The organism is Chryseobacterium defluvii (genome assembly GCF_014204415.1).
GTDB classification, from domain to species: domain Bacteria; phylum Bacteroidota; class Bacteroidia; order Flavobacteriales; family Weeksellaceae; genus Chryseobacterium; species Chryseobacterium defluvii_A.
Map to the genome: position 1 here is coordinate 137,746 of NZ_JACHLE010000004.1, position 19,678 is coordinate 157,423.

At 37.4% G+C, this 19,678-nt stretch carries 19 protein-coding genes, 8 tRNA genes and 1 other RNA gene; 9 read left to right on the plus strand and 19 right to left on the minus strand.

Features of this window, described 5'->3' with window-relative positions; all coding sequences use genetic code 11:
* Positions 1-423 precede the first annotated feature (423 nt).
* The gene (locus HNP38_RS13830; protein ID WP_184190534.1) at positions 424-1,278 is read left to right on the plus strand and encodes a hypothetical protein; all 855 of its coding nucleotides are present in this window, start codon (positions 424-426) and stop codon (positions 1,276-1,278) included.
* Between the two features lie 298 nt (positions 1,279-1,576).
* Here the strand turns inward: HNP38_RS13830 and nusG are convergent, their stop codons facing one another.
* From nusG to rpsU, 16 genes are all read right to left on the minus strand, one after another.
* Positions 1,577-2,119 (minus strand): transcription termination/antitermination protein NusG, encoded by a 543-nt coding sequence (gene nusG, locus HNP38_RS13835; RefSeq protein ID WP_184190536.1) that lies wholly within the window; start codon positions 2,117-2,119, stop codon positions 1,577-1,579.
* A 17-nt stretch (positions 2,120-2,136) separates the two neighbouring features.
* Positions 2,137-2,343: a preprotein translocase subunit SecE gene (gene secE, locus HNP38_RS13840; RefSeq protein WP_121459910.1), complete on the minus strand. Its 207-nt coding sequence runs from the start codon at positions 2,341-2,343 to the stop codon at positions 2,137-2,139.
* A 12-nt stretch (positions 2,344-2,355) separates the two neighbouring features.
* A tRNA-Trp gene (locus tag HNP38_RS13845) sits at positions 2,356-2,426 on the minus strand.
* Between the two features lie 55 nt (positions 2,427-2,481).
* Complete coding sequence (gene tuf, locus HNP38_RS13850) at positions 2,482-3,669, minus strand: elongation factor Tu (protein WP_184190538.1); 1,188 nt, start codon at positions 3,667-3,669, stop codon at positions 2,482-2,484.
* Between the two features lie 397 nt (positions 3,670-4,066).
* The gene (locus tag HNP38_RS13855; protein ID WP_184190540.1) at positions 4,067-5,431 is read right to left on the minus strand and encodes an ATP-binding protein; all 1,365 of its coding nucleotides are present in this window, start codon (positions 5,429-5,431) and stop codon (positions 4,067-4,069) included.
* A complete protein-coding gene (locus HNP38_RS13860) occupies positions 5,432-6,112 on the minus strand; it encodes a response regulator transcription factor (protein ID WP_184190542.1) in 681 nt (226 codons plus the stop codon). It lies immediately after the preceding gene.
* 327 nt (positions 6,113-6,439) lie between these two features.
* Positions 6,440-6,511 (minus strand) — tRNA-Thr (locus HNP38_RS13865).
* Between the two features lie 36 nt (positions 6,512-6,547).
* Positions 6,548-6,623: transfer RNA gene (locus tag HNP38_RS13870), tRNA-Gly, on the minus strand.
* An 87-nt stretch (positions 6,624-6,710) separates the two neighbouring features.
* Positions 6,711-6,791: transfer RNA gene (locus HNP38_RS13875), tRNA-Tyr, on the minus strand.
* Between the two features lie 18 nt (positions 6,792-6,809).
* Positions 6,810-6,883 (minus strand) — tRNA-Thr (locus HNP38_RS13880).
* Between the two features lie 89 nt (positions 6,884-6,972).
* Positions 6,973-7,045: transfer RNA gene (locus HNP38_RS13885), tRNA-Gly, on the minus strand.
* 87 nt (positions 7,046-7,132) lie between these two features.
* Positions 7,133-7,213: transfer RNA gene (locus tag HNP38_RS13890), tRNA-Tyr, on the minus strand.
* A gap of 18 nt (positions 7,214-7,231) precedes the next feature.
* Positions 7,232-7,305, minus strand: a tRNA-Thr gene (locus tag HNP38_RS13895).
* 107 nt (positions 7,306-7,412) lie between these two features.
* The gene (locus HNP38_RS13900; protein ID WP_184190544.1) at positions 7,413-7,703 is read right to left on the minus strand and encodes an HPF/RaiA family ribosome-associated protein; all 291 of its coding nucleotides are present in this window, start codon (positions 7,701-7,703) and stop codon (positions 7,413-7,415) included.
* Positions 7,700-8,587: a tyrosine-type recombinase/integrase gene (locus HNP38_RS13905; protein WP_184190546.1), complete on the minus strand. Its 888-nt coding sequence runs from the start codon at positions 8,585-8,587 to the stop codon at positions 7,700-7,702. Before HNP38_RS13905 ends, HNP38_RS13900 begins: the two co-directional genes overlap by 4 nt.
* Before the next feature lie 71 nt (positions 8,588-8,658).
* A complete protein-coding gene (gene rpsU / locus HNP38_RS13910; protein ID WP_007846872.1) occupies positions 8,659-8,856 on the minus strand; it encodes a 30S ribosomal protein S21 in 198 nt (65 codons plus the stop codon).
* 171 nt (positions 8,857-9,027) lie between these two features.
* Here rpsU and ssrA point away from each other — a divergent pair.
* The 7 genes from ssrA to pyk all read left to right on the plus strand — a co-directional run bounded on the left by ssrA (position 9,028) and on the right by pyk (position 14,633).
* Positions 9,028-9,428, plus strand: a transfer-messenger RNA (tmRNA) gene (gene ssrA / locus HNP38_RS13915).
* Positions 9,429-9,673: 245 nt separating this feature from the next.
* The gene (locus HNP38_RS13920; protein WP_184190548.1) at positions 9,674-9,970 is read left to right on the plus strand and encodes a hypothetical protein; all 297 of its coding nucleotides are present in this window, start codon (positions 9,674-9,676) and stop codon (positions 9,968-9,970) included.
* 484 nt (positions 9,971-10,454) lie between these two features.
* Complete coding sequence (locus tag HNP38_RS13925; RefSeq protein WP_002976354.1) at positions 10,455-10,694, plus strand: acyl carrier protein; 240 nt, start codon at positions 10,455-10,457, stop codon at positions 10,692-10,694.
* Positions 10,695-10,728: 34 nt separating this feature from the next.
* Entirely contained in the window at positions 10,729-11,973 is a 1,245-nt protein-coding gene (gene fabF, locus HNP38_RS13930) for a beta-ketoacyl-ACP synthase II (RefSeq protein ID WP_184190550.1), read from the plus strand.
* 9 nt (positions 11,974-11,982) lie between these two features.
* Complete coding sequence (rnc, locus tag HNP38_RS13935) at positions 11,983-12,744, plus strand: ribonuclease III (RefSeq protein ID WP_184190552.1); 762 nt, start codon at positions 11,983-11,985, stop codon at positions 12,742-12,744.
* A complete protein-coding gene (locus tag HNP38_RS13940) occupies positions 12,722-13,195 on the plus strand; it encodes an IPExxxVDY family protein (protein WP_184190555.1) in 474 nt (157 codons plus the stop codon). The genes rnc and HNP38_RS13940 overlap by 23 nt, the downstream gene beginning before the upstream one ends.
* On the plus strand, positions 13,188-14,633 hold the full coding sequence (gene pyk, locus HNP38_RS13945; protein WP_184190557.1) for a pyruvate kinase: 1,446 nt from the start codon (positions 13,188-13,190) through the stop codon (positions 14,631-14,633). The genes HNP38_RS13940 and pyk overlap by 8 nt, the downstream gene beginning before the upstream one ends.
* A 92-nt stretch (positions 14,634-14,725) precedes the next feature.
* Here the strand turns inward: pyk and HNP38_RS13950 are convergent, their stop codons facing one another.
* The 3 genes from HNP38_RS13950 to hutI form a co-directional block, all read right to left on the minus strand.
* Complete coding sequence (locus HNP38_RS13950) at positions 14,726-16,018, minus strand: aldehyde dehydrogenase family protein (RefSeq protein ID WP_184190559.1); 1,293 nt, start codon at positions 16,016-16,018, stop codon at positions 14,726-14,728.
* Positions 16,019-16,141: 123 nt separating this feature from the next.
* Entirely contained in the window at positions 16,142-17,062 is a 921-nt protein-coding gene (gene hutG, locus HNP38_RS13955; RefSeq protein ID WP_184190561.1) for a formimidoylglutamase, read from the minus strand.
* 94 nt (positions 17,063-17,156) lie between these two features.
* Positions 17,157-18,380, minus strand: a complete 1,224-nt coding sequence (gene hutI / locus HNP38_RS13960; RefSeq protein ID WP_184190563.1) for an imidazolonepropionase — start codon at positions 18,378-18,380, stop codon at positions 17,157-17,159.
* Positions 18,381-18,651: 271 nt separating this feature from the next.
* Between hutI and ruvB the strand changes: the two genes are divergently transcribed.
* On the plus strand, positions 18,652-19,674 hold the full coding sequence (gene ruvB / locus HNP38_RS13965) for a Holliday junction branch migration DNA helicase RuvB (RefSeq protein WP_184190566.1): 1,023 nt from the start codon (positions 18,652-18,654) through the stop codon (positions 19,672-19,674).
* The last annotated feature ends 4 nt before the right edge of the window (positions 19,675-19,678 follow it).

Sequence of the window (19,678 nt, forward strand, 5' to 3'; positions counted from 1 at the left end):
CTGAAAAGTAAGTTTCCTTATATATATTAATATAAGTACACCAATGAATGCTGCAAGCAAATTGTAATAATAGAAAAAGGTCATTTCAAGATACCTGTACAGTGCAGCATGAATAAATAATATACAAGTAACTGATACCATCTGATACATTATATATTTTTTCAAAAGGAAACTCAAAAGCATATTATCGGTTTTCATTTTTCGGAGACAAAATAACAGATTATTATTTTTTATAGTTCAAAAAAACTTTTCTTTATGAAGCAAAATTACTACAATAAAAACACTTTTCAATATCCAACTTAAGTAAAATACTGATTAACAGACTAATAAAAAATTAAACATTATTCAATATTCTGTTGAACACACAAGCATTTCATATTCCTAAAGCAGATAAATTTGTGATCATTAATAAAAAAATGCATTATGAAAAAAAGAACAAGTTTATTTATTGGAATGCTTGTATTTTCAAACACTATTGCCCAGGTAGGCATTAACACGCCTACGCCAAATTCTTCTGCTAATCTTCATGTTGCCAATAGCACTACAATAAGAGGAACTCTTTTAAACCCAATAACTACAGTACAAAGAAACTCTATTGCTTCTCCAGCAACAGGTCTTATTGTTTATGATACAGACCAAAAATGTTTAATGACCAATAATGGCACCCCTTCAGTTCCTAACTGGCAATGCATTGGCGGAAATTCAGGAAATAATGCTGTCTCCTATTCCAAACATTTTCATTATGCATTTCCAGGCACTATACCCACATCAGCAGGTGATAACTCGGCTCGAAGCGGAACCCTTAGCAATGCATTAACAACAATGTCTAACTGGCTTCAGGCCAATGACCCTTCACAGGTAGCCGAGATCCCCATAGTAGACGGGATAAGACTGGACATTGTATTTTACAGCACGTCTACAACCGGAGGCGCTGTATTATACAGGCCCCTCATTGTTAATACCAATGCGACCTCTAAAAATTTGGTAGGTGTTACCAGAGCAGACATATCCGGATTATATCAATGGCCTATCCCCAACATTTTACCCGGCAATAACGGCTATCTCAATATAGATTCAGATATGATCCTGGGCTGGGGAAATCAGGGTTATCTGGAAACCAGTATTTCAACCTTCAGGATTACAGGTGATGACGGATCATTATATCGGGCTACTTTTTACGGCTATAGGGATTATATCAACTCTTCTTCTACAGGAAAACACCAGATACATTTAATTTTGGAAAAATTTTCGCCACAATCGGGCGGATTACATAATTAAAAAACATTCCAAATATATTAGCATTTGTTCTTACCTGATTTCAATATCCGGCATTCAGCAGAAAAAATGATTATCTCTAACTACATTCTTTTTCGTAATTTATCTTGTATCAACATTGCAGGAGAAGAACTGCTTTTTAGCTTTAATAACTCTCCTTCATACTTCCGGCCATTCAGGTATTTACTTATTTATGATCCCAAACCAGATCCATTTTTTATAGAATCAAATGCTGTAAAAATATTATAAAAATTAAGACTGCCTTTTTGGGCAGTCTTAATTTTTATAATGATAGCAGAGTTTATATTTTCTCTACCTGCATATAGCTTAGTTCCATTGGAGTCTTTCTACCGAAGATCAGTACAGAAACCTCAATTTTCTTTTTATCTTCAAGAATTTTCTCCACTGTTCCGTTGAATCCGTTGAAAGGTCCGTCAATTACTTTAACGTTCTCTCCTACTATGAAAGGAATTTCAACATCGGTAGCAAATTCTGAAAGCTCATCCATTCTTCCGAGCATTCTGTTGACTTCAGATTTTCTCATCGGAACAGGATCTCCTCCTTTTGTGAGGCTCAGGAAGGAAATAACGCCTGGAATATTTTTAATAATATGAGGAATTTCTCCCATCAGATCTGCTTCCACCATCAGATAGCCAGGATAATAAGGTTTCTCTTTAGGAACTTTTTTACCGTTTCTAAGCTGAATAACCTTTTCCATTGGAATAACCACCTGAGTAACGTACTGCTCAAATCCTAAACGTTTGATTTCCGTCTCAATGTAGTTTTTCACTTTATTTTCCTGTCCGCTGATTGCTTTCAGCACATACCATTTCAATTCGCTCATTATGGGAAAATACTTTTTTAGTTGAACACGTTGATTAGCATTCCTATTATGTTGCTGATTGCTTTAGAAAACAATTCATCAACTCCAAAGGTAAATAACGCCAGAATAACTGTTGCAATAGTTACCACAATAGTAGAGGACTGTAAGTCGCTCCACTTTGGCCATTCAACTTTATGTCTGAATTCGTTATAAGAACCTTTTAAAAAATCGATAAATGAACTCATAATTTATATTTGCACGGGCACAAGGATTCGAACCCTGATCAACGGTTTTGGAGACCGGTATCCTACCATTGGACGATGCCCGTAGATAAAAAGCTCCGCAAGGTTCCTTGCGGAAGCTTATATTATTTTAAGATATTATTAATCTAAGATTTCAGTAACCTGACCAGCACCTACTGTTCTACCTCCTTCTCTGATCGCGAATCTAAGACCGTCGTTAAGAGCGATTGGTTGTAACAATTCTACAGTGATCGTTAAGTTATCACCAGGCATTACCATTTCTACACCTTCCGGTAAGAAGATCTCACCTGTAACGTCAGTAGTTCTTACATAGAACTGAGGACGATATTTGTTGTGGAATGGAGTGTGACGTCCACCTTCTTCTTTAGAAAGGATATAAACCTCAGCTTTGAATTTTTTGTGTGGCTTCACTGAATCTTTCTTAGCGATAACCATACCTCTCTTGATGTCAGTTTTTTCAATACCTCTCAACAATAGACCTACGTTATCTCCAGCTTCACCTCTGTCTAGGATCTTTCTGAACATCTCAACCCCTGTAATAGTAGAAGTTAATTTCTCATCACCCATACCTACGATATCTACAGGATCACCTGTATTGATAACACCAGCCTCGATTCTACCTGTTGCTACAGTACCTCTACCTGTAATAGAGAATACATCTTCAATCGGCATCAAGAATGGCTTATCCTGATCTCTTACCGGCTGCTCGATCCAGCTATCAACTGCATCCATTAATTCTTCTACAGTTTTAACCCACTTCTCATCTCCGTTAAGAGCACCAAGAGCAGATCCCTGGATTACAGGAGAGTTATCTCCGTCATATTCGTAAGTAGATAATAAATCTCTAAGTTCAAGCTCAACAAGCTCTAATAGCTCAGCATCATCCACCATGTCAACTTTGTTCATGAAAACAACAATTCTAGGTACATTTACCTGACGGCAAAGTAGGATGTGCTCTCTTGTTTGAGGCATTGGTCCATCAGTTGCAGCACATACTAAGATCGCTCCATCCATTTGAGCAGCACCAGTTACCATGTTCTTTACATAGTCGGCGTGACCTGGACAGTCAACGTGTGCATAGTGACGTTTTTCAGTTTCGTACTCAATGTGAGCTGTATTAATAGTGATACCTCTTTCTTTTTCTTCTGGAGCAGAGTCAATAGCAGAGAAGTCTTTTTTCTCAGCAAGACCTTTGTTTGCTAATACACTACTAATAGCTGCAGTAAGTGTAGTTTTACCATGGTCAACGTGACCAATAGTACCAATGTTCAAGTGTGGTTTGTTACGATTAAACGTTTCCTTTGCCATGATTTAAAATTATTTTATTTTATTGTTTATTCAAAATTTCGGTGTGCAAATATAGCGATTTTTTAAATATCAAAACCTTTTTATCAAAAAAAGTTTCAACATTTAGGATCCAAAGAATCACAACCTGATATTTCTCAGTATTGAGATTGCAAATTTACATAAATTTCTTGATTGAAAAAAACTTTTAAGAAAAAGCTTAAGTACAATTTATTCCGACCCGGCAGACATCTTATCCCATTCAGAACACTTATATATTATATTCTGAAAATCAAAATATTACACAAAACAAGCAAACAAGATTGTAAAAACTTAAAACATAGACAACTCCCCCGTTACGTCTTCTTTTGCAAAAAAAATCAGCACTACTAAAAAAGCTTCACCGGTGTACTTTTTACCTTTATTTGTTAAAAACCACACTGAATTTATTGATACTCTCCGAAGGGGATGAATAAACAACCTCCGCACCATGATACTCCAAGATCCTTTTCACGATCCGAAGCCCCAGGCCGGAACCTGAAATATTCTGAGAATTGTTTCCTCTCATAAAAGCATCGAACAATTTAAACCGTTCTTCTTCCGGAATTGTATTCCCTTGAGACAGTACATCCACTGTAAGGCTGGTATAGGTTTCCGTAATCATCACATCTACTTCCATATGATCAGAATATACTGCAGCATTTTTGAACAGGTTGATAAAAACGATATCCAGCAAAGACTGAATTCCTTTTATCGTTAAATGGGCATTTTCAGAAGTATCTTCAGAGATCAGGAAATCCATGGTAAGGTTAGGATAGCTTTTTTCTACCGCTTCAAAAGACTCAAAGATCACTTCATCAATTCTCACTTCCTCGTAAATACTCTGAATATTTTCTTTATCAAACTTGGTCAGAAGCAGTAAAGAATTGGTCAGGTCAGACAGCTGATATACATCCTGCCGAATCTGCTTTAATGAGGATAAGGTTTCCGGGGAATGCTGCCCGAGTTTAATCAGGTTCTCCAACTGGAAGGCCATCCTTGTGATAGGTGTCCGTATTTCATGAGAGGCACTTGCCGTAAAATCTTTCTGTGACTGAAAGACATCATTCAGTCGCACAATCATGGTATTAAAGGATTTTGCCAGAACATTGATCTCATCACCAGACTCTTCAACAGGGATCTGCGTGGTCAGCCTGTGGGCAGTAACCTCCGAAATCTCTTTATTCAGATCCTCCAGCGGACGAAGGAACCGCCCCATAAAATAATAACTGAAAAAACCGATAAGAAGAGTACTCATTACACATGCGGAAATCAAGAGGTATTTCAAATAAGCCAGTTTTGATTTTTCATTGGTGTCAAATGCACTGGTAAGGATATAATAATTTTCTCCGTTAATGGTTCTCAAAGCCGCATACACTTCAGGCACCGTTTTTTCGGTATATATACTTTTCTTTTCATCCAGTTCCCTGAGCAGGCTTTTATCCCAAGCAACATTCCCGTCTTTTATAGTGCTGTAGATAAGTTCTTTTTCACTATTAAAAATCAGGATCCTTTCGTTCAAGAGAATGTTATCCGAATTCTCATTAAAAAAGATAGGTGCCTCGCTTTCAAAGTTTTTGGATTTTGAGATAAAATGAGAAGTAAATTCCAGTCTCTGCCTGAATCTTTCCTTAAACTCCTCTTTTCTGAAATCATTAAAAGACAAATAAATAACGCTCATCACAATCCCGAAAAGTAATGAGAATGCGATGCTGATCGTTAATGCTATCTTTCTTTTTAAGGACATTTACAAAGGGCTCAAATAATATCCAAAACCGGAACGGGTATGGATAAGTTTAACTTTAAAATCTTTGTCGATCTTCTTTCTTAAAAAATTGATGTAGACTTCTACGGTATTGGTGTTCGTATTAAAGTTATGCTCCCAGACATGTTCTGTAATCTGTTGTTTGGATACTGTTCTCCCCTGCTCTTCTGCCAGGTAGACCAACAACTGAAATTCTTTTAAGGTAAGAGCGATCTCATTTCCGCCACGGTAAACTTTTTGTTCTGTTTTATTGATGATCAGATCATCTATCCTGATGATATCCTGATCCGGGTGTTCAGAAGGCCCCTTTCTTCTCATCAAAGAATTGATCCGCAGGATTAGTTCTTCAAATTGGAAAGGCTTCACCAGATAATCATCAGCCAATCTGTTAAAAGCATCTTTTTTATCCGAAAGATCACCATAGGCCGAGATAATAACGATAGGAGTATTCTTATCAAAGGAACGGATGGTCTGGCATACATCCAGCCCGTTTATTTTGGGAACATTAATATCCAGCAGATACAGATCGTAAGTGCCGTTCCTGATCTGGCGAAGAAAAGTCTCCCCGTCATAAATCCTGTCACAGGTAAAATGATTTGACTCCAAAAACTTACACAGTTCTGCCGAAAGAATGAGATCATCTTCCAATAAAAGAATATTCATCGAAAAATTATTTTATACGAATTTAGCTAAATTTTATGATTGAATGTTTCAGAATACCACACCTAGCTTTAAAATCACATTAAATACCTTCCAGATTTTCAACACTGATGCTTCCTCTATACATTCTTCTTATTTCCTGAAATATGAAGATTATAAAACAGTTAAGAGAAATTATATCATTTTTTTCAAAGACTGAAATATGGTATCTTCAATATGTCCTTAAAATTTCATTAAAATTTAATGGCAGTTTTTAAATCATTTCTTTGAAAAACCATGACATCAATTTCAGGCATAAAAAAATCCCGAAAAAAATTCGGGATTGAAGAGAGCCAATATCGGGATTTGAACCCGAGACCTCTTCCTTACCAAGGAAGCGCTCTACCCCTGAGCTATATCGGCCTAAACAAAAAATCACACCAGACAGCGTGATTCTATTGGAGCGGAAGACGGGGGTCGAACCCGCGACATTCAGCTTGGAAGGCTGACGCTCTACCAACTGAGCTACTTCCGCAATTTTGTTTCCAAAACTATTGGTAACGCTGTGCAAACTTATAAAAAACCTTTTAAATCTGCAACTTTTTCTTTATTAATATAAATGTGGGGAGAGCAGGATTCGAACCTACGAAGCCGAAGCAACTGAGTTACAGTCAGTCCCATTTAGCCACTCTGGAATCTCCCCTCATATTATATTAAACTGAGCCTCCAGAGGGATTCGAACCCACGACCCCGAGATTACAAATCACGTGCTCTGGCCAACTGAGCTATGGAGGCAATTTGAAAAAACTGAAAGTTTTCGGGGAAACTCTACCCCGGCTATTCAGGTGTAAAAAAAAATCACGCCTTTTGGTGTGATTTTACTGAGCGGAAGACGGGGGTCGAACCCGCGACATTCAGCTTGGAAGGCTGACGCTCTACCAACTGAGCTACTTCCGCAATTTTGTTTCCAAAACTATTGGTAACGCTGTGCAAACTTATAAAAAACCTTTTAAATCTGCAACTTTTTCTTTATTAATATAAATGTGGGGAGAGCAGGATTCGAACCTACGAAGCCGAAGCAACTGAGTTACAGTCAGTCCCATTTAGCCACTCTGGAATCTCCCCTCATATTATATTAAACTGAGCCTCCAGAGGGATTCGAACCCACGACCCCGAGATTACAAATCACGTGCTCTGGCCAACTGAGCTATGGAGGCAATTAAAAAAAGAATTCAAAAGATCGCTGTTCCTTTTTGCGAGTGCAAATATAGAGCGGATTTTTTGAATTCTCAAATTTTTCAATGACTTTTTTAAACTTTTTTTTCTAAGCCATTTCTTTTTTCTTGATTAGTAGCTTTTTAGCAGCATCAACACAAAGGTCTAAACTTTCTTCAAAAGTTGTGGTTGTCTTCTTTACAACAATATCGTCTCCCGGAACTACCAGAATGATCTCGGCCGTTTTATTAGCTTTTTCCGCATTGTTCTCTACTTTTAGGAATATTTTACATTCCTGAATTTTATCATAGAAAGTAGCAAGCTTGTTTACTTTTTTGTCAATGTGTGATTCTAATGGTTCGTGAGGAGTTAAACCAATTGATTGTACTGAAATCTTCATAATTCTTCTTTTTTTGAAGCTCTTGGATGAGCCTGATTAAACACTTTTTTCAATTGTTCGATGTTAGCATTCGTATACACCTGAGTACTGGCAAGACTGGAATGCCCTAATATTTTTTTTACTTTTGATATCTCAGCCCCATTATCCAGAACATGTGTAGCAAAGCTGTGCCTTAGGATATGAGGGCTTCTTTTTTGTTTAGATGTTACAAGACTAAGATACTTATTAACTACCAAATAAACAAATTTTTCAGTGAGTTTTTTCCCTTTTTTGTTCACAAAAAACCAGGCTTCATATTCTTTCTGGGGGCGTCTTATTTCCAAATAACTTCTGAGCATATCCATTAATCCACCAGATACCGGAATAAATCTTTCTTTGTTTCCTTTTCCTATGATTTTCAATTCATTTCCGGCAAGATCAACGTTTTCAAACATTAGCCCGCAGAGCTCAGCTTTACGAATACCCGTCTGATACAGGACTTCCATGATACATTTCTCCAACAGATCATGCATTTCTTCAAATACATAATTGCTGAGCACCTGCATTTCTTCTTCAGACATCGGGATCTGCTTCTCCGGATAAAATTTTAGGGAAGGGATACTTTCTATGGGAGAAACCTTGATCTCTCCTATTTTCAAAAGGAAAAGGTAAAAACTACGGAGTGAGGAAAGCTTTCTGTTGATGCTTCTTTTTGAGATCTTATTTTCACTGAGCTCAACAATAAAATTCCTGATCACTTTTTTATCTACGTGGGAAATCTCTTCAGAGGACTCTGTTCTGAGACAGAAACGGGAAAAGTCCTCAAGGTCTTTTTTATAGCTTGTAATGGTGTGAGAAGAGTATCTCTTTTCGAATTGTAAATATTCTAAAAATTTATCACGCATATACAAAAAATTCACTTCTCAAATATACGTATTTAAGAAGTGAATTTAGTATGTGTCTAAGAAAAAAATTCTTAAGCCTGCTCTTCTTTGCTAAGCGCTCTTTGTTTGTGAGCCGCTTTCAATCTTGCTTGTCTTAAAGTTACAGAAGGCTTAATAAACTGTTGTCTCGCTCTTAGTTGACGAACTGTTCCAGTTTTATCAAATTTTCTTTTATATTTTTTTAACGCTCTATCGATGGACTCACCATCTTTTACAGGAATTATTAACATATATTACATCTCATTTTGGATGGCAAAAGTACATATTTTTTGTTAAACTACAAAATCCGGCCACCTTTTTTGATCGAAATCATAATTTCGCCTTATAATTACTATTCACAAAAGCAATAATCAATATATATTATTTAAACAAAAAATTCTATCTTTGCATTCATTATTCATGGGGTTGACTGGTTTCGACAGCAAGATCAATGGGTAAGTAAGCATGCAGAGAACCGTAGCGCGATCTCTATAATCCCTTGCTACAAAATTTTAACTGGCAACGAAGAGTTCGCTCTTGCAGCTTAATATCGAAGTATAGTAGATCAAGCGTTTTCCCGAAGATTTCAGTAGGGAAGCAAGATATTCCACAAATGCTCTGTTCTGCGGCGTTTGATCTTGGGATATAGGAATGCGGAAATAAGGTTTTAGAAGCTTCGGCTAAGGCACGAAAATTTAGAAGATAAGCTGAAAGTTGGGTGTCTGCTCTCTGCTTTCAGTCGAAAACCAATAGTAGAATAAGCATGTAGAAAGCTTATGTATTGCTTGTTTGGACGAGGGTTCGAATCCCTCCAACTCCACTGATATAAAAGGTTATGAAACCTTTTTAACAACTAAAAACCCTTTATATTAGAGAAATATAGAGGGTTTTGTATTATTTAAAATCATCTGATATTCATAAAGCGTCACTTTATCTTGTACTTCAATTTTAACACTTACTATTCTCTGCCATTACCATATAAATAAGTATAGAAGAATTACACAAAATAGTTATTGTGAAACTATTCCATCATTTTTAATTTTAGGAAAACTAAAAAATGAAATTAATATGAAAAGTTTGTCAAAAAGAGAGCTTTCAGAATTATTTGTGGTGAATAGAAACTGTTTACTTGAAATTAGCATTTTACTGATTTTTCAACAAAGCGACAAGAAGAGTATTGCTATTGATTATACATTACGCCAAAGCACGCTGGATTATCTTGATTTAGCAATTCAAAAGCATGGAGTTGGTGTTATTGACATGGCAGAGAAACTTATTTATGTATGCCGGAATTGTTTATGGAGTCTATACAACGGCAGAGCAGATAGGACTAATATATGCCGAGGACAATCAATACAAGCTTGATCCTGAATTTAAAGATGTCATAATTGATCGTGTTATTAAACAGCCAGCTAAATGTGAAGGCAGTAATGAGCTGATACGCAATTTGATTTTAGAAGATATAAAGCTATAAAGTAAACATCTTCATCATATAAACCGACAATAGACCTAAACGTATGTATTGAGCCTTCATACTAATAAGGAATTACTCGATATAAATCATGGACCTCTTACGAGGTCTCTTTTCTTCTATATAATGTATTAAAACTCCTATTAAAATCAGATAAGATATTTAAAGCTTGTAAATTTATTGCAGGTTCCCCAAAAAGCAAATATTTTCCGCATATAATTACTATACTATAAAAACCATAAGCCTCTGAAAACTAAAATACTAAATCTGTGTATTCTAAAATACCTGCCGCCCATCCACAAAAAAGAGTAAAAAAATGTTTTATCGTAAAGAATTTTATATATTTGCACCATCTAACAATTAAAAAAATAATTTACTATGTCAGACATTGCATCAAGAGTAAAAGCTATCATCGCTGATAAGCTTGACGTTGAAGAAACAGAAGTAACTCCTGAAGCTAGCTTCACTAATGATTTAGGAGCTGATTCATTAGATACTGTTGAATTAATCATGGAATTTGAGAAAGAATTCAACATTCAGATCCCTGATGATCAGGCTGAAAAAATTACTACTGTAGGACACGCTATCGCTTATATCGAGGAAGTAGTAAATAAATAATATTCTTCAACAAAAAAGAAAATTCAAAAAGTTTATGGAATTAAAAAGAGTAGTTGTAACCGGTTTTGGCGCAATAACACCAATTGGAAGTAATGCAAAAGAATACTGGGAAAATCTTGTTAAAGGTGAGAGCGGTGCTGCTCCGATTACTCTTTTTGATGCCACAAACTTTAAAACAAAATTCGCTTGTGAAGTGAAAGGTTTTGATCCGTTGCAGCATTTTGATAAAAAAGAAGCAAAAAAAATGGATCGAAACACCCAGCTTGGTTTGGTAGCGGCTAAAGAGGCCGTATCACATTCAAGAATTATAGAAGACAATGTAGACAAAAACAGAGTCGGAGTAATCTGGGGTTCCGGGATAGGAGGATTGGAAACCTTTGAAACTGAAGTTTTAGGATGGGCCAATACGGATATTCCGAGATTTAACCCTTTCTTCATTCCAAAAATGATTGCAGATATTACCCCTGGACATATCTCTATTGAGTATGGTTTCCATGGGCCTAACTATACTACTGTTTCTGCCTGTGCATCTTCTGCAAACGCTCTCATCGATTCCAAAATGCTGATCCAGTTAGGAAAAGCGGACGTGATCGTATGCGGAGGTTCAGAAGCTGCAGTAACAGCAAGTGGCGTTGGGGGATTTAATGCAATGATGGCTCTTTCTACAAGAAATGATGATCCGAAAACAGCTTCAAGGCCTTTTGACAAGGACAGAGATGGCTTTGTACTGGGTGAAGGTGCAGGATGCATCATCTTGGAAGAGTATGAGCATGCGGTTAGACGTGGTGCAACAATTTATGCAGAACTTAAAGGAGGCGGTATGAGTGCGGATGCACATCATATGACAGCACCGCACCCTGAAGGTTTAGGCGCCTATTTAGTAATGAAAAATTGCATGGAAGATGCAGGGCTAACTGCTGATGAAGTAGATCATATCAATATGCATGGTACATCTACTCCATTAGGAGACATTGCCGAATCCAATGCAATTTCAAGATTACTGGGTGAGCACGCTTACGACATTCAGATTAATTCTACAAAATCAATGACCGGCCACCTTCTGGGTGCCGCGGGGGTTATTGAAGCTATTGCTGCATTGGGAACTATTATTCATGGTATTGTTCCTCCTACCATTAACCATTTTACTGATGATGAAAATATTGACAGCAGACTTAATTTTACCTTTAATGAAGCTGTAAAAAAAGATGTAAAAGTAGCCATGAGTAATACTTTTGGATTTGGCGGGCATAATGCCTGTGTTCTGTTTAAGAAAATCTAAAATTACTGAATGGAGTTACAGAAATACCTTTCTAAATTCCTTCTCAAACACAGAAAAAGAAAATTCACAGAGAGAGATTACTTCCTTAGTACTGAACTCACCAAAATGTTAGGTACTGAGGTGCAAAATATTGGTCTCTATCGGGAAGCTTTTTCTTTAAAAAATTCTTCTAAAAATCAGGATATCAATTACGAAAGGCTTGAATTCTTAGGAGATTCTGTTTTGGGTACGATTATTTCCTGTCATTTGTTTCAAACCTATCCTCAGGCTAATGAAGGATATCTGACGCAGATGAAATCAAAAATTGTCAACAGAAAAAACCTCAATAAATTAGGAGAAAACTTAAAACTTATAGAGCTCTTACAAAAGCAAAACTCTGTAGTTTTAAGTGAAAATATTTCCGGGAATTTGTTTGAAGCTTTAATTGGTGCCGTTTATTTAGACTTTCAGTATGATAACTGCAAAAAGATCATATTGGAAAGGCTTCTTACACCAACCGAAATCAATAAGCTCGAAAATAAGATTGTAAGCTATAAAGGGCTTCTTTTGGAATGGAGCCAGAAGAAAAAGGTAAATATAAAATATGAAACCTGTGAAGAAGTCCAGGCTAATAAGGCAATAGTATTCCGGTGCCATGTATGGCTGGAAGAAGAAAAGATTGCCAATGCCACGGAAACATCCAAAAAGAAAGCAGAAGAAAAGGCCGCCCAAAGAGCATTTTATATTTTAAATAAAAAAGAAAATATACTTGGAAATTCAAAAACTTTATGATGCAGATGAAATAGAATTCGAAGATATTACCATAGGGTTGGTAAGATTGGCGAAAACAGTACCTGATCATGAATTTTTCTACAAGATCAACCAAAACAATGATCTTAAGTTTTCAAGAATAAAAGACCTTATCTTCCACGGACTCTATTATGACTACTATTTTCCAAGGTTTGAGGCCTATCATAAATTCACAAAGACCTGTTTTACTTTCATTTCCAACAGATCATCGGAAAGTAAACAAAAAAAACAACAGACTGAACTCTTCTCAGAAGAAGAAAATATTAAGTTTTTATTAAATAATCAGGCAGAAGTAGAATATATTTTGCATAGTTCGGAACAATTTCCTGATTTTTCCGTAATTTTGCTCCCTGAAAATCTTGTGTTTCCTGTTCAGGAATACACGTTAAGTTCTGAGGAAGAACTTTATCAAATTATCCAATATTATGAATAAGTATTTAAAGAAGACAAAAATTATCGCAACACTGGGACCCGCTTCCTCATCTAAAGAAGTAATGCTAGGGCTTATGAAGGCTGGTGTTGACATTTTCAGAATAAATTTTTCACACGCAGATTACGATTTAGTCCGAAGCAATATTGAAATCATCAGGGAACTTAACAGAGAATATGGTTTTTCAGTGGGTATTTTGGGAGACTTGCAAGGCCCTAAATTAAGAGTAGGTGTTGTAAAAGAAGGTTCCTATCTTAATCCGGGTGATGTTCTTACCTTCACCAATGAAAAAATAGAGGGGGATTCCACCAAGGTCTATATGACGTATCAGCAGTTTCCCCAAGACGTTAAAGAAGGCGAAAGGATCCTTATTGATGATGGAAAGCTTGTACTGGAGGTTATTGAAACCAATGGAAAAGACACTGTAAGAGCTAAAACAATCCAAGGGGGCCCGTTAAGCTCTAAAAAAGGAGTTAACCTTCCTAATACGAACGTTTCCCTTCCTGCTTTAACAGAAAAGGATGTACAGGACGCCAATTTCATGATGGATATGGAGGTAGACTGGATTGCTCTTTCATTCGTTCGTCATGCACAGGATATTATCGATCTTAAAGAACTTATAAAAAATCACCCGAACGGTAAATTCAAAACTCCTATCATTGCGAAGATTGAAAAGCCAGAAGGGGTAAAAAATATTGAGCAGATCCTACTGGAATGCGACGGACTGATGGTTGCCCGCGGAGATCTGGGTGTGGAAGTCCCTATGGAAGAGGTTCCTGCCATTCAGAAAACCTTAGTGGAAAAAGCCAGATTCTATTCCAAGCCTGTGATCATTGCCACCCAGATGATGGAGACGATGATCAACAGTTTAACTCCTACAAGAGCTGAGGTGAATGACGTTGCCAACTCCGTTTTAGATGGTGCTGATGCAGTAATGCTTTCAGGAGAAACTTCTGTAGGAAGATATCCTGTTCAGGTAGTGGAAAATATGGCTAAAATTGTGAAGAACATTGAAATGACCCATTTCTATCAGCACAAAAATGAGCCGATCGAGAAAGATTATAACTGCATCGATGAGAGGTTTATTACCAACAGGGTATGTCTGGCAGCAGTTAGAATTGCTAAAACAACCAACGTCTCTGCAATCGTTACATTAACACATTCAGGATACACTGCCTTCCAGCTTGCAGCACATAGGCCTAACTCTCATATCATTGTTTACAGTGGTAACAAAAGAGTGATCACCATGCTGAACCTTCTTTGGGGAGTTCATGCCTATTATTATGACATGAAGAAGCCTACGGATGAAACGATCGTGCAAGTAAATATGCTGACCCACAACTACGGGTATATCGAAACAGGAGACTTTGTCATCAACATCAATGCAACTCCGTCATATGAAGGCGGAAAAACCAATACATTGAGATTAACTACGGTTTAAAAATATAGCAAAAAGGCAAAAGAGTAAATTTGCAATTAAAAATAAAGAACTCCCGAAAATTTCGGGAGTTCTTTATTTTTAGATGTATCTGCTTAGTTTCCTACAATGGTCTTTGCGGTTACGAATTCTTTTAAGGCTAATAATGAGAGTTCTGTCCCGTATCCAGAAGCTTTTGTCCCTCCGAAAGGAAAACGGGGATCAGAGCTCGTCATTCTGTTGATATTTACTGTTCCGGATTCTAAACCTTCAATAAAAAACTGCTGGCGTTCTCTGTTTTTAGTCCAAACAGAATTAGAAAGCCCGAATGGAATATCATTGGCCATCTGTAATGCCTCATGATCATTTTGGGCAATCATTACCATTCCCAAAGGCCCAAACAGTTCTTCCTGCAGGATAGGATTTCCTTCTTTCACCCTTATTAACCCCGGTTTGAACTCAGTATCAGAAATCCTTTCCAAAGGAATGATGATCTCTGCACCATGCTCAAGAGCTTTTTTAAACTGGCCCTCCAGATCATCCGCAAGATCCGGCCTTGCCATTCCTGCCAGCTTAGTATCTTTATTCATGGGATCTCCCGGAGTATATTTTTTATATTCCTCTATAAATTTAGGAAGAAACTCATCTTCGATTTTCTCCTCAATAATGAACCTTTTTGCAGCAACACAGGTCTGCCCGCAATTCTGAAGCCTTGCCCAGGCTCCTGTTTTCGCCGCTTCGTCCAGATCAGCATCATCCAAAACAATAAAGGCATCACTTCCACCCAATTCAAGCAAAGACTTCTTAATATTCAGCCCCGCAATAGAAGCTACTTCTCCCCCAGCCTTTCCACTTCCTGTCAGGCTTACTCCTTTTATGGTTTCATGTTCCAGAATTTCTTTTACTTCTCTATGTCCTACCTCTAAATTCTGAAAAACCCCTTCAGGGAAACCGGCTTCTTCAAATACTTTTTCAATGGCATTTCCGCTTCCGAAGCAGATGGAAGCATGTTTTAAAACGACCGTATTACCTGATAAAATTGCAGGAACAGCAAATCTTAGTACCTGCCAGAAGGGGAAATTCCAAGGCATAACGCCTAAGATCACTCCTTTCGGAATATAATGTATCTCAGAAAATGCATATTCAGAATCTACTTTCTCAGGTTTTAATACATCTTCGGATTTTGCATAATAATTCATCATTAAAGCACATTTCTCTACTTCAGCAATAGATTGGGAAATGGGCTTGTTCATTTCCATAGTGATCATTTCACCATATTTTCCTGAATGGTTCTTTAAAATTTCGACTGCTTTTGAGATGAGCTCCTGTCTTTCTTCAAATGGTACTTTTTTCCATTCTGAAAAAGTATGATCTGCTTTAATGAGTTTATTTTCAATTGATTGTTCCATGATGTATTTCTTAAAATAATATAGTCATGCTTTTTCCTTTACAAAAGCATGATGAAAGCAACAAATTTTGTTCCTTAAGCGTCAACAGTAGAATGATTTTCTCTATCGGAAAGGTAAGCTATGTTATATCATCAGCCATTCATTGACGAGGCTGGCAGCCAGCCTGGCCGTACGATCCTGGATATCATAAGACGGATTGACCTCGGCAACATCCAATGCAACAAGCTTTTGATTTTTTAAAATATGCCTGTAAAAATGCATAAAGGCAGCATCAGCAAAAATACCGTTATAGGCAGATGCCGAAACACCCGGTGCTATGGATGCATTAAAAACATCCATACAGATGGTAAGATAGACAACATCCACTTCATCCAGCAGATCATCAATACGCTGATAAACTGATGGCAGATTCTCAAAAAACAATTCGTCAGCCAGAATATATTTCATCCCAAACTGATGAGCTGCATCAAATAATTTTAACGTATTGGAATTTCTCTGGATCCCTATATGTAAAGAATATATTTCTCCTTCCTGAACAATCTGCCAGAAGCCTGTCCCCGAACTGGCTCCTACTCCGTTTTCCGGCTGCCTGTTATCAAAATGGGCATCTATATTAATGATCCCTATCTTCTTATCAGGGAAAGCTTTTCTGATCCCCGAATAATGGGCATAGGTAACTTCATGGCCTCCTCCCAGTACAAGAGACTTCCCGCCTTTTTGAAGGGTTTTCGAAACCTTTTCTGCAAGATTATCCTGCGTACTTTCCAGATTCTGGTCATCACAGCTGATATTTCCAAAGTCAAGAAATGAAAAATCAGGAAGGATCACCGGAAAGTTGGCCATATTTTTCCTGATCACATCCGGGGCATCTTTCGCACCTTCCCTTCCTTTATTTCGTTTCACCCCTTCATCAACTGCGAATCCATGTAAAACGAAATCATTCTTTGAAATATTTTCGTAGTTATTTTCTTCTTTTATTCTTTGAAAAACCCTGTGAAAAAGAGGTTCTTCACCATCCAATCTGCCTTGCCAAATATTGTTCATACTTAATTAATTGCGTATAGTTTGTCATGCTGTAAGCATCTAAATAACTTATATAATGTGAGTTGAGATTCTTACAGCACGACAAACTGTAAGTTTAAATCCTATCTCCATTAATATATACATTTTCAGTTTTCAGGCTCCCCTGATGATACAGGACATTCTGAAAATTATTGGTTTTAAATGTTACAAAATCCGCCTTCCAGCCGTTTTCCAGTCTTCCTCTGCCTTCTAAGCCAAGTGCAAAAGCCGAGCGGAAAGTTATACCAGCCAAAACTTCAGCTGTGGTCAACTTTTCGTAAGCTGCTAAAATAGAAGCCTGGGTTATTAAATTTCCCATTGGGGCAGAGCCCGGGTTCCAATCACTTGCAATGGCTAAAATAGCTCCTGCATCCAACAATTTCCTCGCCGGGGTAAACTTTTCTCCTAAACCTAAACTTGCTCCCGGTAAAGCAGTTGCTACGGTATCGGACTGTGCCAGAAATTTAATATCTTCTTCAACGGTTGCTTCCAGATGATCCGCAGATCTCGCTCCTACTTCCACTGCAATCCTTGAACTTCCCGGTGTAAACTGGTCTGCATGAACGGTAATTTCAAAACCTAATTCTTTAGTTTTAAGGAGAAAATCTTTACTTTCTTCGGGTTGAAAAGCTGACTTCTCAATAAAAATATCCACACGCTTTGCCAGATTTTCTTCTTTTACTTTTGGCAGGATTTTGGTAATGATATAATTCAGATATTCCTGATTATTTCCTTCAAAATCTCTTGGTTTAAGATGAGCCGAAAGACATGTTGGGACAAGCGTTGCCTCAGTTTTCTCCTGAGCTTTTTTGATCATTTTCAACATTTTAAGCTCATTCTCAACATCCAGACCATAGCCGCTTTTAATTTCAATTGTTGTGATTCCCAAAGCAATCAGAAAATCAATCCTTTCTAATAAAGTTTTCAGCAATTCTTCTTCGGAAGCATTTCTAGTATGCTGTACGGAGCTCCAGATCCCACCTCCGCTTTCGGCAATTTCCAGATATGTTTTTCCGGCATTGCGCATGGCAAAATCATTGGCCCGGTTTCCTCCGAAACAAATATGGGTATGGGAATCTACAAAAGCAGGAAGCGCTATTTGTTCCCCTTCTGTTGATTCGATTTCTGCATCCTGGTATTCGATCTTTAATGCTTCAAAATCACCCGTCTTCTGAACTTTACCATCATTGATTAAAATGCCTCCATCAGTAATAATTTCAAGCTGTTCATCAGATAATTTTCCTCTTAAAGAAAGGTTCGAAAGCGTCACGATCTGCTTAAATGGTCCTATTAATTTCATCAGGTCTTAAGGTTATGGCTAGGTTTAAATATTTGTTTTCTATAATTTATGTTGTTCAGATGCTTACAGTATGACAAAGTGTATCTTATCTATTCTATGCATATATAAAGTTTGCCATTTCCTGAGAATCCGATTACGTTAAACAGAACATTAATATTTTCAATCTTATTTTCCCTCAAAAATACTTAAAATATCCCGATTTTAAACCGTAAACTTTGAATCCTGAACTTTAGACTAAATTTCCTATCTTTGAGGTAAATGAAATGATTTAATGCCTGATTTTTTACATCCGGATAAAGATAATTATTCCCGTGAAGAGCTTTTACAGGAAGAACAGATACGTCCGCAGAGTTTCAAAGATTTTGCCGGACAAAGAAAAACGTTAGAGAATCTGGAGGTTTTTGTTACTGCAGCCAAAAAAAGGGGGTCTGCTCTCGATCATGTCCTTTTACATGGTCCTCCCGGTTTGGGTAAAACCACCCTGGCTCATATCATTGCCAATGAATTGGGTGTAAACTGCAGAATTACATCCGGACCTGTTTTGGACAAACCCGGAAGTTTAGCAGGCTTACTGACGAATCTTGAAGAAAATGATGTGCTTTTCATTGATGAGATCCATCGCCTGTCCCCTGTTGTGGAAGAATATCTGTATTCTGCTATGGAGGATTATAAAATTGATATCATGCTGGAGACCGGCCCGAATGCGAGAAGTGTCCAGATCGGTTTAAATCCTTTTACTCTGGTGGGAGCCACCACAAGAAGCGGGATGCTTACCAAGCCTATGCTGGCGAGATTCGGGATCCAGAGCAGACTGGAATATTATACGATCGAGCTTTTATCAATGATCATTCAAAGGAGTTCGAGAGTTCTGGGAGTAAAAATTTATGAAGATGCAGCGATTGAAATTGCAAGAAGAAGCCGGGGAACACCCAGAATTGCCAATGCACTCTTGAGAAGGGTAAGGGACTTTGCTGAGATAAAGGGTAATGGAGAAATTGAGATCAATATTACAAAATATGCGTTGAATTCCCTGAATGTAGATGAATTCGGGCTTGATGAGATGGATAATAAGATCATGCGGGTGATGATTGAAAACTTTAAGGGAAAACCTGTCGGGATTTCGGCTTTAGCTACATCTATTGGGGAAAATCCGGAAACCCTGGAAGAAGTGTATGAACCTTTCCTGATCCAGGAAGGATTCATCATTCGTACGCCAAGAGGAAGGGAAGCTACGGAAAAGGCATATCAGCATTTAAAAATTTCCAGACCCAAAAATCCGGGAGAATTGTTTTAAAAGA

Bases quoted from the DNA above. Each gene is read 5' to 3' on its own strand.
- HNP38_RS13830 (WP_184190534.1), top strand. From the start codon at position 424: ATGAAAAAAAGAACAAGTTTATTTATTGGAATGCTTGTATTTTCAAAC.
- nusG (WP_184190536.1), bottom strand. From the start codon at position 2,119: ATGAGCGAATTGAAATGGTATGTGCTGAAAGCAATCAGCGGACAGGAA.
- secE (WP_121459910.1), bottom strand. From the start codon at position 2,343: ATGAGTTCATTTATCGATTTTTTAAAAGGTTCTTATAACGAATTCAGA.
- tuf (WP_184190538.1), bottom strand. From the start codon at position 3,669: ATGGCAAAGGAAACGTTTAATCGTAACAAACCACACTTGAACATTGGT.
- HNP38_RS13855 (WP_184190540.1), bottom strand. From the start codon at position 5,431: ATGTCCTTAAAAAGAAAGATAGCATTAACGATCAGCATCGCATTCTCA.
- HNP38_RS13860 (WP_184190542.1), bottom strand. From the start codon at position 6,112: ATGAATATTCTTTTATTGGAAGATGATCTCATTCTTTCGGCAGAACTG.
- HNP38_RS13900 (WP_184190544.1), bottom strand. From the start codon at position 7,703: ATGAAGATTTCAGTACAATCAATTGGTTTAACTCCTCACGAACCATTA.
- HNP38_RS13905 (WP_184190546.1), bottom strand. From the start codon at position 8,587: ATGCGTGATAAATTTTTAGAATATTTACAATTCGAAAAGAGATACTCT.
- rpsU (WP_007846872.1), bottom strand. From the start codon at position 8,856: ATGTTAATAATTCCTGTAAAAGATGGTGAGTCCATCGATAGAGCGTTA.
- HNP38_RS13920 (WP_184190548.1), top strand. From the start codon at position 9,674: ATGAAAAGTTTGTCAAAAAGAGAGCTTTCAGAATTATTTGTGGTGAAT.
- HNP38_RS13925 (WP_002976354.1), top strand. From the start codon at position 10,455: ATGTCAGACATTGCATCAAGAGTAAAAGCTATCATCGCTGATAAGCTT.
- fabF (WP_184190550.1), top strand. From the start codon at position 10,729: ATGGAATTAAAAAGAGTAGTTGTAACCGGTTTTGGCGCAATAACACCA.
- rnc (WP_184190552.1), top strand. From the start codon at position 11,983: ATGGAGTTACAGAAATACCTTTCTAAATTCCTTCTCAAACACAGAAAA.
- pyk (WP_184190557.1), top strand. From the start codon at position 13,188: ATGAATAAGTATTTAAAGAAGACAAAAATTATCGCAACACTGGGACCC.
- HNP38_RS13950 (WP_184190559.1), bottom strand. From the start codon at position 16,018: ATGGAACAATCAATTGAAAATAAACTCATTAAAGCAGATCATACTTTT.
- hutG (WP_184190561.1), bottom strand. From the start codon at position 17,062: ATGAACAATATTTGGCAAGGCAGATTGGATGGTGAAGAACCTCTTTTT.
- hutI (WP_184190563.1), bottom strand. From the start codon at position 18,380: ATGAAATTAATAGGACCATTTAAGCAGATCGTGACGCTTTCGAACCTT.
- ruvB (WP_184190566.1), top strand. From the start codon at position 18,652: ATGCCTGATTTTTTACATCCGGATAAAGATAATTATTCCCGTGAAGAG.